Source organism: Deltaproteobacteria bacterium, from assembly GCA_011375175.1.
Classification (GTDB): Bacteria; Desulfobacterota; GWC2-55-46; order GWC2-55-46; family DRME01; genus DRME01.
Map to the genome: position 1 here is coordinate 23,878 of DRME01000074.1, position 13,090 is coordinate 36,967.

A 13,090-nucleotide genomic window follows, 5' to 3' on the forward strand; every position below is an offset into this window, starting at 1 on the left:
TGCGCTACCCCTCTCCCGCTGCAGGCCCCGTAGCGCCCGGGCCGCTCCCCCTCTCGACCTTCTCCTTCATGGCCCTGTAGAAGCGGACCATCTCGTCGTCGCCCCTGCCCGCGTATATCTCCGCCATCGCGTCGATACACTCTCCGGCCCCCTCCGAGAGGCCGGCGGCGAGCGCCACCTTCAGCGCCCTGTCAAGGAGTCCGAGCGCGCCGTCCTCATCCCCCCCGGCAAGGGCGATGCGGCCGAGGGCGTAGAGCGAGTGGAATATGCGCGAAGACCTGCCGAGCCTCCGGTCGATCTCAAGGGCCCGCTCATAGAGGGCGGCGGCCTCGTCATCCCTTCCCTCCCCGCTCAACATGTCGGCCCTGAGCCGAAGCGAGTTGGCCACCTCGCCGTCGAGACCGGCCGCTTCGTTGAGCTTGAGCGCCTCGTCCAAGACGGCGGCGGCCTCGTCTCTTCTGCCGAGCTTCAGCAGCGCCATGGCCCTCAGGTTCAGCCGCGCGCCCCTGTCGGCGTGCGCGAACCTCGCATCGAGGCGGGCCGCATTGTCGAGGAGTCCGAGGGCGCCTGCGGCGTCCCCTCTCATGTAGGCGAGCTTTGCCAGCATGCCCCAGAGCGCGGCCTCGGCCCGGTGGTCGCCGGCCTCCGCGGCGATCTCCAGCGCCTCCTGCGCCGCCTCCCCGGCCCGCTCAAGACGTCCGAGGGCCGTGTACGCCGCTGCGAGGTTGCGCAGCGCCGCAAGCTCCGTGCGCCTGTCGTCAACGCTGCGGCTCAGGGCAAGGGCCGCCTCGAACTTCAGGAGCGCAAGGGCGTACTCCCCCCGCGCCGCCGCGGCCACGCCCTCCACGTTGAGCTGCGAAGCCCTTTCGGACTGGGGCGGCCCCGGCACCGGCTCGGGCGCGGAAGCGCAGCCTGCCGCAGCGAGCAGCACCGCAAGCACCGCAGCCGTCCAGGCCGCCCTAACGCCCATGGCCCGCGAAGGAATCGAAGGGGATGAGCGAGGGCTCCTCGACCGGCGGCATCATGAGCCTTAGGGGCCAGCTCCTGCGCACCCCCTTTACGGCCTCCTTGCCCTCGGCCGCCGCCTCGTCCATGTTCACCAGTATCTCCCTTATGCGCGCGCTCTCGCCGGCCACCACATCGCTTATGCGTTTTATGTTGTCTATTACGGCCTCCACCTTGCGCTCCACCTCCGGCAGTCTTTCGACGACCCTGTCGGTCCGCCGCGCAACGGCCTTGACGCGCTCTATGACGGGGCCGAGCTCCTCGCTCGCCGACTCGACGTTGGCCACCACCCTGGAAACACTCTCCACGACCGGCGCGGCCTCCCTGTCTATCCTGTCGACCACGCCGCCCGCCTTGTCCACAATGGCCGTCGCCCCCTCGAAGGTCTTCCTTATCTCGGCCAGCGTCCGCGTCACCTCGGCGCGGATATCGAGGAGCTCGGAGGTCAGCAGCCTCATGTTCCTCACCGTGGTCTTCAGGTCGCCGTCGGGGTCGTTGGCGTAGTGGATTATGTCCTTCACCTCCACGAGCACGGGCTTGGCCCTGGCCACCAGCTCCTCGATCCCTCCGGCCTTCTCGAAGGGGATGAAGCCACCGTCGGGCAGGGGCTCGGCTCCGGCCTCTCCGACCGAGATCTCCACCACGGCCTCCCCTATGAAGCCCTCCTTGACGAGCGAGGCCATGGAGCCCCGTCGAATCCACTTGCGGTAACGCTTGTTGATCTCCAGCGTCACCCTCACCCTTGCGTCGTCGGCGAGCTCCAGCTCCTTTACGCGCCCCACCCTGAAGCCCGAGAGCTTTACCGGCATGCCCTCGATGAGGCCCGTGCCGGACTCGGCGATGAAGTGGATGCGGAACTTCTTGGTGAAGACGTCGCGCTCGACGCCGATGAGGACGATCACGGCGACGATGCCGGCCATGGTCAGCAGCACGAGCAGCCCGACCTTCGTCTCCAGGTGCCTGAACCTCGGGTCCCTGTCCTCCAACTCGCTCATATCCCGAAATCGTCCGGCCCTCCGGCGCCTCTACGCCTCCTCTAACCTTCCGCCCGAAACCCTGATGAGCCGCGTCGGCCCGATAAGCTTGAGCTCGGCCGGACTCCCGGTGAAGAAGACCATCAGGGCCGAAGGATCGAGACCGTGAATACGCCTGGTCACCTCGACCACCCCGGCCGCCTCCCTGTCGAAGAGGCCGTAGGTGATCCTCTCGAAGATGTAGACGGGGGGACGCGCCGCCGCGGCCCTGGCGATCATGACGACCCGCCTCGTGAACGTCGACAGCGGCCCCGGCAGGTCCCAGAGCCCGCCCCTGTAGCCCGCCACGTCCAGAAGCTCCCGCGCCCTGGACAGGGCCTCGGCGGCGGGGACTTCGGGAAAGTGGTGGAGCAGCGGGAGGGCCACGTTCTCGATCACCTTGAGGTTGCTTATGAGCGCCGTGTCAGCGAGGACGACGCCGAGTCTGCTGCGCAGGGCCGAAAGCCCTCTGTCGTCGAGGGCCTGGAGGTCCTCGCCGAGCACCCTGACGCTGCCCTCCTCGGGCCGCACAAGGCCGATGAGCACCCTTGCGAGCGCGCCCTTGCCGCTGCCGGCGGGGCCGGCTATAACCACCCGCCCGCCGCCATCGAGTGAGAGATCGGCGCCGTCGAATAGCAGCCTGCCGTCCTGGCGAAGCCTCAACCCCTCTATCTCGATGAGCGCAGCCACCGGCCCCCTCAGAACAGGACGAGCGTGACGGCGGCGTTGACGACGAAGACGAGCTCGAGGCTCGTGATCACGGCCCTCGTCGTCTGCTGGGGGATACGCGTTATGGACCCCGACACCTCGAGACCGCTGTAGGTGCAGACGGCGCCGATGATGAGCCCGAAGACGGCGCTCTTGAGCAGCGTCACACCGACGTCGAGAAAGTCCATGGCCTCGAGAACGCTCCTTGCGTAGACCGTGAAGGATATCCTCTTCTCGAAGCCCGCCAGGAGGAAGCCGCCGAGCACGGCCACGACCTCGAAATAGAAGGTCAGCACCACTACGCCGAGGGCCGTGCCCGCCACCCTCGGCGCCACCAGGTAGCCGTGCGGGTCTATGCCCATCACCTCGAGGGACGATACCTCCCGCGACATCTTCATGGAGCCGAGCTCCGAGGCCATGGCCGTGCCGCTCCGGGCTATGACGATGACGGCCGAAAAGAGGGGGCCGAGCTCCCTGATCACCACAAGGACGAGTATCTCGCCTATGAGAAGCTCTTCGCCGAGCTTGGGCAGGATATCGAACGACTCGGTTACGATTATGAGCCCGATGATGAGCGCTATCCAGAAGATGATGGAGAGGGCCTCGAAGACGGTGAAGTATATCTGGCGCATGAAGACCGTCTTCGACGCCCTGGATCGCAGCGCGCCCCCCGAGAGTACGAGGACCAGCGACGAGGCCGTGAGGGAGGCCACGTCTTTGACCACCGCGACCTTATCGATCACCACCCTGCCAAGACGGTCGACAATGCCCATGGGCGGCGGCCTCCGGCCTCTCCCGGCGCTCCTCCCCTAAAAGCCCGCGCGCAGCGCCACGAACGGGCCCTGGAAGGCTATGTCGAACTCGTCGTCGCCCTGGTTGCTGCTGACGATGAGATAGCGGTAGCCCCCCGCTATGGTGATGAAAGGCAGCGGCGAGACGTTCACCCCGGCCTCGGCGTCTACGGCGTAGCCGTAGCTTCCCATTGTAAAGGCCGTTATCTCGCCCTCGAGCTTGGCGAGCAGGGGAAGCCCCACCTGGGCCGTAACTCCAACGGCCGGCAGGATGAGCATGTACGACTCGGACCTGCCGTTGGTCGCCGCACTTACGGCCGTGTCGATGTCGAAGTACTTGACCTCGAAGATGACGCCCAGGCGGTTGCCGAGCGTGTCCACCAGGTCGTACTCGTAGCCGAGCCTGTGGTAGACGACGTCGAGCTCCGAGGTGACGGCCGTGTTGCTGAGGTAGGTCACGCCGTTGTAGGTGATGTCGGCGTTGAGGGTCTTGCCTCCGTCCCAGCTCATGGGCATGTAGGCGTAGCGGAGCTTGTGGTTTTTGAGGAGCCCCACTTCGACCCTTCCCTCGAAGAAGTTCTCCTGGTCGTCCATGCCCAGGTCTTCGGCGAGGTCGAGGTAGCTGCCGCGGCTGCCGCCGCCGCTTACGTTCATGTCGGCTCCCAGTCCCACGAGCCAGTACCTGCCCTCCACCTTCAGAAAGGCCGACGCATCGGTAGCGCCGAGCGCGAGGACGGAGAGCGCCGCAACCGCGATAATGGTATATCTCTTCAAGAGTCTCTCCTCACATTAGTCATTGCGGCCGGCGCAGGACCGCCGGCCTGAACCGCCTCGACAGGCCGCAGCGACGAGGGGCCGCCGGAAGAGACGGCGGCGCCCCGCCTTGTGGGAGGCGGGGCGCTCAGGCCGCCCGCTTCAGGCTATACTGTTACGGAAGCTCCGCCTCCTGCACAGCGGTTCGTCCATCGCCCCACGGACCGGGGAGGCTACGGCCTGTCGGAGGGCAGGGGAAGCCCTGAGGCCGCCGCCCCAGCAAGGTCAGCCCCCTCGGCCGCCCCTGGTCAGCCCCCTCGGCCGCCCCTGGTCAGCCCCCTCGGCCGCCCCTTCAGCGAAGGACGAAGACCACCTTCGCCCCTTCGAGAAAGTTGGTCTTCTGGTTGGCGGAGAATATGACCCCGGCATCGCCGCCCGAGACCTTGACGTCCGTGCCCTTGACCACTCCGACGGCCTCGACGACAAGGGGGTTCTTCGCTCCCCGCTCGCCGAGCAGGGCCTTGGCCTTGCCCACGTCGTTGGTATACTCGCCGGCGCCCCGTTCGATGAGTATCTCCTGTGCCACCTTCGTGGGGTCGTAGAGTATGTCGCCGTTCTCGGCGAGCACGCGGTTTATGAGGGCCGGTTTGAAGCGGTGCTTGGTGATGTCCAGTATGAGGCCGTCGTAGTTCGGCGCCGAGGGAGGCGCCGGCGCGGCCGGAGCGGCCGGCGTGTAGACCGGGGCCGACGGCGGAGGCAGGGTTGGGAGTATGCGTGGCATGAGCTGGCCCAGCAGGCCCCCGGGCCCCTTCATGGGCACCGACACGTAGACGGCCGCCATCTCGGCCGCCGGGTCGTAGACCTCGTAGACCACTTGGGCGCCCTTGACCACCCCCTGGACCGTGGCCTTTATCGTGTCGGACTGGGCCGCCGCGTCGACGACCATGGTCTCGCCGTATATGGCCACGCCGTTGAGTATCTCGGCGAGTTCACGAAGAGCGACGACCTTGGCCGCGCGTTTTGCGAGGATGGCCTTCTGCGCCGGCGAGAGCGGCCTGTCGGCCGGCGCGGCGCCCTCGCCCTTGACCGTTATGACTCCGGCCATGAAGGCCTGGGCCGGGTCGGTCACGAGCGCCGGGGGGCCGCCTCCCATCTGGGCGAAGGCCGAAGCGGAGGTGACGGCGAGAAAGAGACCGACCAGCAGGGATATAGTCCGTTTCATATAACGCCTCCTTGAACTGTCGTTGCGGGACGCGACGTGCGCGGTCCGTCAGTATATGTTCATTCTCTGTCGCAGGACCCTTATGGCCAGGATGGCCTCGGCGCCGTCGACGTAGTCGTCGGGCCTGAACTCGCCGGAGAGCTCGGTCTCCATGATACTGCGGGTGGTCATGTTCATGACGGCGTTGTACCAGGCGGCCGAGGCCGGCACGTCGGGGTAGGGCGAGCGGTCGTGGCCGAAGAACGCCGTGGCCAGGCTCTCGTCGCCGGTCAGCTTTATGAGAACGTCCTCGAGCACGAAGGCCAGCTCCTTTCGTGTTATGGGCCGGTCGGGCTTGAAGAGGTTGGCCTTGGTGACCGGGTCGTACTGCGGCTCCAGCCCCCGCACACCCCACTTCATGAGGGTCAGTATCTCTTCCTTGAAGTGATGGTTCAGCACGTCGGCGGGGATGAAGTCGGCCTTGAGCCGGGCCGTCTCGCTCTTTACGGGGATGCGGCCCGCAAAGAGCTTGTCGATCTTCATCTCGTCGACGAGCAGCGCCGCCATGTCTCCCCGCGCGACCTCCTCCTTGAGGGCTATCTCCTTGCCCACGTCACCGAGCGTTATGCCGGCCATGGCGCGAACGATCTTGTCGACCCGCTTCCATCCCTTGTCGGCCTTGGCGTTCCACTTGCCCTCGCGCTTCATGGAAAGGACCTCGCCGAACATGTCGCGGGCCTTCTGGAACTCGCGGCCCTCGAGATAGGCTACACCCATGAAGTACGGCGCGGCCTCGCGGCCGTCGTAGTAGACGAGCCTGCGCTCGTCGACCTTGAGTTTCATGGCCTTCCTGTAGCTCTTGACGGCGTAGTCGAGCCAGTCGTCGGTCTTCAGCTCCGTGTAGACGCGCAGCGAGGCGAGCCAGTACTGGAACTGGTCCTCCGGTGACTCCGAGCGCTTCCACGAGAGCTTGAGATGCTCGAAGGCCTTGTCGCTGTCGACCTGCCTGTAGGCGGGGTCGCGCTTGTCTCCGGCCTTCAGGGCGTAAACGATGGCCAGGCCCGCGTGGGCGGGACCGAACTTCTCGTCGCAATAGACGGCCCTGTTGAACTTGCCGGCCGCCTCGTCGAGCTTGCCGTCGTCGATGAGTTCCATGCCGCGCAGATAGTGGTGCTGGGGGTTGTCCTCGGGGCTCGTGCATCGCGGCGTGGGCTTTGCGCACCCCGCGACCGTCATGATGAGAACCGCCAGCAGAAGCGACAGGTATCCAACCCTTTTCATGGCCACCTCCTATTTGATTTCCTTCACCACGTCGCCGACCTTGAAGCCCACGCCGCTCTTGACGGTCGCCTCGGATACGCGCTCCCCCTGGTGCGCCGTGAGCACTATCTCGCCTATGCGCTTTTCGCGCCTTCCGATGACGCGGCCCGTCTCTGGATCGACGAGCTCCTCGCCCGGTCTGTATACGGCGAGCACCGTGCCGGGAGCGAGCCTGCTCCTGGTGCCGGCCCTGATGAGGATGGTGTCGCCGTCGACGAGCACGATGCTCGTGCGGAAGGGCTGGGCGTTGAGCTTTTTGATCATGCTCGCCATGGCCTTGGTGAGCGCGTCGCGCAGCGCCCCTTCACGGAGCCCCGTGTCGTAGGTGGACCTCGACCCCAGGCCGAGCACCCCGCCCGTCTTCTTGCGGTACTCGCCAGCGCCGGACTCGGCAAGGAGCGTCCTGCCGGTGGCGACGTCCACGAGGGCGTAGTCGACCTGGACGCGGGCCACCTGCGTCTTGGACTGGGCCACCAGGATGTCGGAGCCTTCCTCGAGTTCCGAGTAGGCGGTGACGGCGCCCGATATCCTGTAATCGATGGACATGTAGCCCTCGGCGGCGTCCTTCTTGCCCACCTTCACGGCGCCGCTTTGCTGGAGCTCGATGAGGCGCTCCTGCTGGCGCATCTCCTCGTCGGTGAGGACGATGGGCTCAAGGCCCGACTTCTTCACGATGGTGCGCAGTATCTCGGTCGCCGCCTCGCCCACGCCGAGCACCCTGCTCGGCGTCTTGTTCTCGAAGGTCAGTATGGCTACGGTGTACTGCGGCCCCCTGTACTGAGCTCCCAGTTCCTCGAGCTCCTGGCGCTGTCCCGTGAGCGAGACGTCTTCCTTGACGGCACCGGTGGTCGTGGGCGCGCATCCGGCGGCGAGAAGAAGCGCCGCAAGCACCACAGCTCCGTACGAAGCTCCCAACAAGTAAGACCTTACGGACATCATGTTACCTCCTTATGGTACCTCCTTTTCCATCGCGGAAACTCTCAGTCCACGCAGCCGGCGGAGACTTTATTTTGCCGGGGTCTCGCGGCCCGCGCCGTCAACGCTCGTCGCGCTCCCGGACCTCGCGCTCGCGGCGCTCTCCGCCCCCCTCGTCTTCTCTCTCCTCCCACATGCGGCCCAGGCTCACCTTCTCGTAGCCGGCCGGCACGACGAAGAGGTCCTCGTCCGGGCTGCCGAGCTTCACCTCCCCGGCCTCGGTGACTATCCTCGCATCGTCGTTCTCAAACTCCGTCCTCACGATAAAGCCGTCAAGGTCCACGGCCTCCCAGACGGTGCCGGTCTCCACGCGGCCGTCGGAGTAACGGACGGTCACCCTGTACTTCCTGCAGCGGCGGCCGGCCACACTCTCCTCGCCGAGGAACTCCTTGTCCTCGGCGGGGGCCCCCTCGTCCTCGGCCTCCATGACGTCTTCGATGTACATGCGCCGGTCGTGGAGGATGGAGTAGGACCTGCGCCCGTCAACGTCGAAGATGAACGACATGCCGCCGATCGGGGGCATCTCCCCGCCGGTCGCCTCCAGCAGGTCCACGCGCAGCCTTCCGCCCCTCTTGGCCACCTTCATGGTCGTCTTCGTCGTCCCGCCGCCGCGCTTGCGGACGGCGGTGGAGGTGATGACGGCGCTGAAGTCGCGCTCTTCGAGGAAGTAGAGGGGCGCCACGTCGGGCTCCGGCACGGCCTCCAAGTCCATGTCAATCGCCGGGGGCTCCAGGGCCGGCTCCTCCGGGGGTTCGGCGCTCGCCACGTAGGCCGCGCCGCCGCGGCCCGCCGGGAAGTCAGCGAAGACGAAGTCGAGCATGCGGGAAGTCTCGGCCGCGAGGTGCATGCCGGCGGCCTTGGTGATGAGCTTCTCGCCGAGGCTCATGATGGCCGCGTCCCTTACGCTCTCTTCCCGGTGGTAGCGCACGTCCCACTCCGTAAGCCCCGGTATCTCGGATATGCCCTCGATGGAGCGGAAGGGCTCCATGCCCTCGCGGGCGTCCTTCACCTCGGCGGCCACGGCCACGCCGTCGCCTATGAGCCCGCCGCTTGTAAGGATGCTCTTCACGCCGTGCCCCCTCGCCCAGAGCGTCCTGCCCGAGCGGGCGTGGACGAGCCTGAAGCCCGCCCGGACCTTCTTGACGTTGTAGACGCCCGTCGTCACGTCGTCGAAGTTGAGGAGATAGCCGTAGACGACGCCGTCGACGCCGAGCTCCTCGCCGAGCTTTCGGGGCGTGGTCATGTCGAGCTGGGCGCCGAGGGTTATACCCATGCGGTCGCGCAGGATGCGGTCCGTCTCGTCGAGGGGCAGGACCCTGTAATGGCGTCCCTCGAGCCTCTTGGCGAAGGCCTCCCTCAGCCTGGCTGGCGCGTCCACGTCGTTTGTGGCGTTGTAGATGGGCAGCAGCGCCACCGTGTAGACCGGGTTGGACGGGTCCGGCGCTATGGAAGGCGCGGGCACACAACCGTAGTTCAGCAGGAGAAGCACCACGACAAAGACGGCGCCGAGGGGAAACCTCTTCATCATCAAAGACCTCCTTGCATATCCACCTCATCCGCCGGGGCCGCCGTCCCAGCCGCACCCCGGCCGGCGTCTACCTGCCCACGACGAGCTCTATGGTGCTCTGTGTGGCCTTGACTATGCTCAGCGGGAAGCCGAGCTTCGCCGAGGCTATGGCGTCGGCCATCTGCTGGGCCGTGGAGTCGGCCTCCACGTCGAGCTCCGCCTCGCCGCCCTCGAAGCTGCGCTGGTAGACGGCCTTGACGCCCCGCACGCGGCCCCGGAGCATGTCCTTTACGGCCGTGAGCTGGCCGTAGTCGGCAAGCCCCCTGATCTTTATCCTCACCGTCATGGCGCCGCCGGTCCACTTGGCGATTATCTGCTCCATGAGTCTTTCGCCGGCCTGGGCCGCCGCCTTTGCTATGGCCTGGCTCCCGCCGGAGACGGGCGAGATGTGGCGGGCCACGCCGTGGCCGCTGGCCGAGCCGAGCACGGCCCCGTCGCCCACGCGCACCGCCTGGAGCGTCATGTCGGCGAGATAGGGGGCCACGCGGCTGCCCGGCGTCCTCGGACCCTCGCGGGCGACGACCTTGCCCGTCACCACCACCTCGGCGCCGAGCCTGCCGCCTATGGTCCTGGCGCCGTCGGCCGTCAGGTCGGCGACCCTGAAGGCGTTCGATATCTCGAAGGCGCCGGTCGTGCCCGATATGTCGACGACGTTGAAGCCCTTGGAGAGGAAGGCCTCCTTCAGGGCCGTCTCGCCGGCGAGCATCGAGTAGGTCTCGCCGTGGAATTCGCTGGTGCCCCACCACTTCCACCAGAAGACGTAGTAGCTGTCGCCGATGTTCTGCTCGGCCACCATGAAGAGCACGCGCGGCTTGCCCACGCGCCGCATGAGAAGCCCCAGGGCGTCGAGGTCGTCCTTGAGCTCTCCCATCTCCACCGTGGCGCGCACCGAGACCTGATAGAGCGCGCCCGACTGGCCCTCGCCGGTCACGGTGTAGTCCTTGATGTAGCCCCTCGTCCTCGTATAGACCCTGTCGCTCAGGACGGCGAAGTTCTCGACCATCGTCTCCGACGAGACGAGCGTGCCCACGGCCTGCTCCACGGCCTTGCGCAGGGCGTCGCTCACGGCGCCGTCGCGGGCGAGGGCCACGTTGCCGTCGACGATGGTGGCTATGCCCCTCGCCTCCACGACCCTTGATTCGGCGCGGACGGCAGAGGGATGCGCAAGCAAAAGGAGTAAAAGGAGTCCGCAGCCTGCGAGGATCGCAACTCCGCCGCGGCGCGATGACGGCGCATGGACAGATATCATCCCGAACCCTCCCGCGAGCGGACACCACTGAAGACGCCCGCCCATCATAGACTGGAATAACGGATGAATGATTTGATGCGAGTCGGCTGGAGGCGGCTGCCTCCCTGCGGCGGGCCGGCGGCCGCCCGCTACGGCGCCGCGGCCCCACCCTCTGGCGCCGCGGCCCCACGCCCGGAGACCGGCTTCCGGCGCCAGCGGCTTCCGGCCTACAGGCATATTATATCCCTAAATTCCAGAGTTGCAACGATTTTTATCACCCGCCGAGCGGCCTCAGGCCACTGGTTACATTTTTTCGGGCGAAGCCCTAAAGTTTCGGCGCCATGATGACGAAGAACAACTCAAACGTGCTGACGCCTCCAAATCCTGCAACAGCAAACATAACTTGAGGAAGCGCCGATTCTGTTCCGCTATGGGGACCACGAGGTCCGGATCGCTCCGACGGCACCTTTACGCCTTTTCTGTCAGAACCTCTCCGGGAGCGTCACGCAACGGAAGAACATAATACACATATAATAGAGGGGAAACGCCGGCCTGCGCCCCTTAACTGACACGGGGTCTCCCCGCGCAATCAGCCGGGGTATCCCTCATAACGTTCAACAATCGGCATGCAGCGACCGGCAGGCCTTCATGGACAAACAAAGAGGTGATCGATGTTGAGGCAATCGAACAGCAAGAGCATCAGGCGCGAAGTGACGTTTCTTGTAATAACCAGTGTCCTCTTCTCGCTCGCCTGCATGGGGGTGTTGCAGTACCTGAGCGAGCTGAAGCTTCTGGAACGCTCGCTCGTCGACACGGCCAACGCCTCGCTCCAGCCCATCCGCTTCCTCGCGGCGGGCAGCATAAACGGCGGCAACGTGATGAAGCTCAAGAACAAGACCGCCCGGGAGCTCTACAAGGCCAACAGCGACCTCCTCTACCTCAAGATGAGCGGCACGAGCAAAGGCACCCCCAAGACCGAGTTCTTCGACGCCATACCTCCGCAGTACATAGAGTACACATACGTCAAGGAAGGGATCACCGACGACGACATCGACACCTTCTCCGGCGCCTTCCGCTCGGGCGGCCTCTCCGCAAAGGACGAGGGCTACAGTCTCGACGGCGAGCGTTATCTCCTCTACATAAAGAAGAAGCTCGACATCCCCAACGGCGGCGAGCTCACGGCCGTCTACTCGGCCAGGGCCATAGAGGGCACGTGGCTCAAGGTGCTCAAAAGGATAGCCATCGTCGCCGTCGTCATATCGCTCATCTCCGGCCTCATAGCCGTCTACCGCACCAACAGGCTGGTCAGGCCCGTGATAGAGGTGTCGCGCCAGATCTCCTACACGACCGAGACCCTCGATCTCGGCTCATCGACGGTGAAGGTGGACGCCGACAACGAAATCGGCTCCCTGGCCAACAGCTTCAACGACTTCGTCCACAAGCTCAACAAGGCCATCTGGGCCTTCAAGGATCACTGCGAATACGTGGGCAAGGCGATCTCGACGCTCTCGGCGAGCACCGAGGAGATGCTGGCGAGGATAAACGAGCAGAGCCAGAAGATGGGCGAGGTGGCGGCCGCCGCCGAGCAGAGCCGGGCGACCATAGAGGAGACGGCCAAGAGCAGCAACTCGACGGCCAGCTCCGCCGAGGTGGTCCTCGAAAACGTCAGCAAGGGCACCAGGATCGTGGACGACTCGAAGGCGGAGATGGACCTCATAGCCAAGGAGGTGAGCAGCACGGCGAGCCTCATGGAGGAGCTCGGCAAGGGCTCGGACAAGATAGGCGACATCATACTGGTCATAAACGACATCGCCGAGCAGACGAACCTCCTGGCCCTCAACGCCGCCATCGAGGCCGCAAGGGCCGGCGAACAGGGCCGCGGCTTCGCCGTCGTGGCCGACGAGGTGAGAAAGCTCGCCGAGAGGACCTCCCAGTCCACAAAGGAGATATCGTCGATGATAGCCTCCATCCAGGCAAACATCGCAGAGGCCATAGAAGCCATGGAGGGGGCCCGCACCCACGTGGAGGGCGGAGTGGTGAAGACCAACCTGGCCGGAGAGGCGCTCGGCGAGATAGAGAAGCTCGTCAAGGAGATCACGTCGATGAACATACAGGTGGCGGCGGCCACGGACGAGCAGGCGGCGACGACAAAAGAGATCTACGAGAACATCCAGCGGGCCTTCGAGACGACGGAGGCCGTCAAGGAGAGCACGCTGGCCATGTACGAGTCCTTCAAGGAGCTCGACAGCATGTCGGAGAAGCTCAACCGCGAGGTGGAGCAGTTCAAGCTCAACGGCCGGGTAAAGGAGGTCGCGGCCATGCCGGCCTCACCGCCCCCCGGAAAGCCGGAGGCCAGGGCCGCCGTCATGTAGCGGCCGGAGGACCTCCGCTCCGCTTCATCGCCCCCGGAGCAACCGGTCAACCGGTCGCGGCCCCGACTCGACGCCCGTGCAGCCGGGCGCGCGGGAAGAGAGCCGCCGGCCGGGCCGCCGGGAGAGAAAGTGAGAGCCCGCCGGGTCTTCAGCGCAG

General features: G+C 65.8%; 11 protein-coding genes. 1 reads left to right on the plus strand and 10 read right to left on the minus strand.

The genetic code is table 11. The features are described from left to right. Window positions 1–4: 4 nt before the first annotated feature. The 10 genes from ENJ37_06510 to ENJ37_06555 form a co-directional block, all read right to left on the minus strand. Window positions 5–970 carry a tetratricopeptide repeat protein gene (locus tag ENJ37_06510; GenBank protein HHL40140.1) on the minus strand — a complete coding sequence of 322 codons (966 nt, stop codon included), beginning with the start codon at window positions 968–970 and terminating at the stop codon, window positions 5–7. Next, complete coding sequence (locus ENJ37_06515; protein HHL40141.1) at window positions 960–2,000, minus strand: MCE family protein; 1,041 nt, start codon at window positions 1,998–2,000, stop codon at window positions 960–962. Before ENJ37_06515 ends, ENJ37_06510 begins: the two co-directional genes overlap by 11 nt. Before the next feature lie 30 nt (window positions 2,001–2,030). Beyond that, window positions 2,031–2,846: an ATP-binding cassette domain-containing protein gene (locus ENJ37_06520; protein ID HHL40142.1), complete on the minus strand. Its 816-nt coding sequence runs from the start codon at window positions 2,844–2,846 to the stop codon at window positions 2,031–2,033. Next, a complete protein-coding gene (locus ENJ37_06525; protein HHL40143.1) occupies window positions 2,717–3,499 on the minus strand; it encodes an ABC transporter permease in 783 nt (260 codons plus the stop codon). The genes ENJ37_06520 and ENJ37_06525 overlap by 130 nt, the downstream gene beginning before the upstream one ends. 36 nt (window positions 3,500–3,535) lie before the next feature. Then, window positions 3,536–4,291: a hypothetical protein gene (locus ENJ37_06530; protein ID HHL40144.1), complete on the minus strand. Its 756-nt coding sequence runs from the start codon at window positions 4,289–4,291 to the stop codon at window positions 3,536–3,538. A 331-nt stretch (window positions 4,292–4,622) separates the two neighbouring features. Continuing rightward, window positions 4,623–5,492, minus strand: coding sequence for a hypothetical protein (locus tag ENJ37_06535; GenBank protein HHL40145.1), 870 nt, complete (start codon window positions 5,490–5,492; stop codon window positions 4,623–4,625). 48 nt (window positions 5,493–5,540) lie between these two features. Next, window positions 5,541–6,752, minus strand: a complete 1,212-nt coding sequence (locus ENJ37_06540; GenBank protein HHL40146.1) for an S-layer homology domain-containing protein — start codon at window positions 6,750–6,752, stop codon at window positions 5,541–5,543. Window positions 6,753–6,761: 9 nt separating this feature from the next. Continuing rightward, the gene (locus ENJ37_06545) at window positions 6,762–7,730 is read right to left on the minus strand and encodes a hypothetical protein (GenBank protein HHL40147.1); all 969 of its coding nucleotides are present in this window, start codon (window positions 7,728–7,730) and stop codon (window positions 6,762–6,764) included. Between the two features lie 97 nt (window positions 7,731–7,827). Next, window positions 7,828–9,294, minus strand: a complete 1,467-nt coding sequence (locus ENJ37_06550) for a hypothetical protein (GenBank protein ID HHL40148.1) — start codon at window positions 9,292–9,294, stop codon at window positions 7,828–7,830. Between the two features lie 67 nt (window positions 9,295–9,361). Continuing rightward, window positions 9,362–10,798 (minus strand): hypothetical protein, encoded by a 1,437-nt coding sequence (locus tag ENJ37_06555; protein HHL40149.1) that lies wholly within the window; start codon window positions 10,796–10,798, stop codon window positions 9,362–9,364. A gap of 434 nt (window positions 10,799–11,232) precedes the next feature. Between ENJ37_06555 and ENJ37_06560 the strand changes: the two genes are divergently transcribed. After that, window positions 11,233–12,933 (plus strand): methyl-accepting chemotaxis protein, encoded by a 1,701-nt coding sequence (locus ENJ37_06560; protein ID HHL40150.1) that lies wholly within the window; start codon window positions 11,233–11,235, stop codon window positions 12,931–12,933. The last annotated feature ends 157 nt before the right edge of the window (window positions 12,934–13,090 follow it).

Bases quoted from the DNA above. Each gene is read 5' to 3' on its own strand.
- ENJ37_06550 (HHL40148.1), bottom strand. From the start codon at position 9,294: ATGATGAAGAGGTTTCCCCTCGGCGCCGTCTTTGTCGTGGTGCTTCTC.
- ENJ37_06545 (HHL40147.1), bottom strand. From the start codon at position 7,730: ATGATGTCCGTAAGGTCTTACTTGTTGGGAGCTTCGTACGGAGCTGTG.
- ENJ37_06510 (HHL40140.1), bottom strand. From the start codon at position 970: ATGGGCGTTAGGGCGGCCTGGACGGCTGCGGTGCTTGCGGTGCTGCTC.
- ENJ37_06525 (HHL40143.1), bottom strand. From the start codon at position 3,499: ATGGGCATTGTCGACCGTCTTGGCAGGGTGGTGATCGATAAGGTCGCG.
- ENJ37_06560 (HHL40150.1), top strand. From the start codon at position 11,233: ATGTTGAGGCAATCGAACAGCAAGAGCATCAGGCGCGAAGTGACGTTT.
- ENJ37_06535 (HHL40145.1), bottom strand. From the start codon at position 5,492: ATGAAACGGACTATATCCCTGCTGGTCGGTCTCTTTCTCGCCGTCACC.
- ENJ37_06540 (HHL40146.1), bottom strand. From the start codon at position 6,752: ATGAAAAGGGTTGGATACCTGTCGCTTCTGCTGGCGGTTCTCATCATG.
- ENJ37_06555 (HHL40149.1), bottom strand. From the start codon at position 10,798: ATGCCTGTAGGCCGGAAGCCGCTGGCGCCGGAAGCCGGTCTCCGGGCG.
- ENJ37_06515 (HHL40141.1), bottom strand. From the start codon at position 2,000: ATGAGCGAGTTGGAGGACAGGGACCCGAGGTTCAGGCACCTGGAGACG.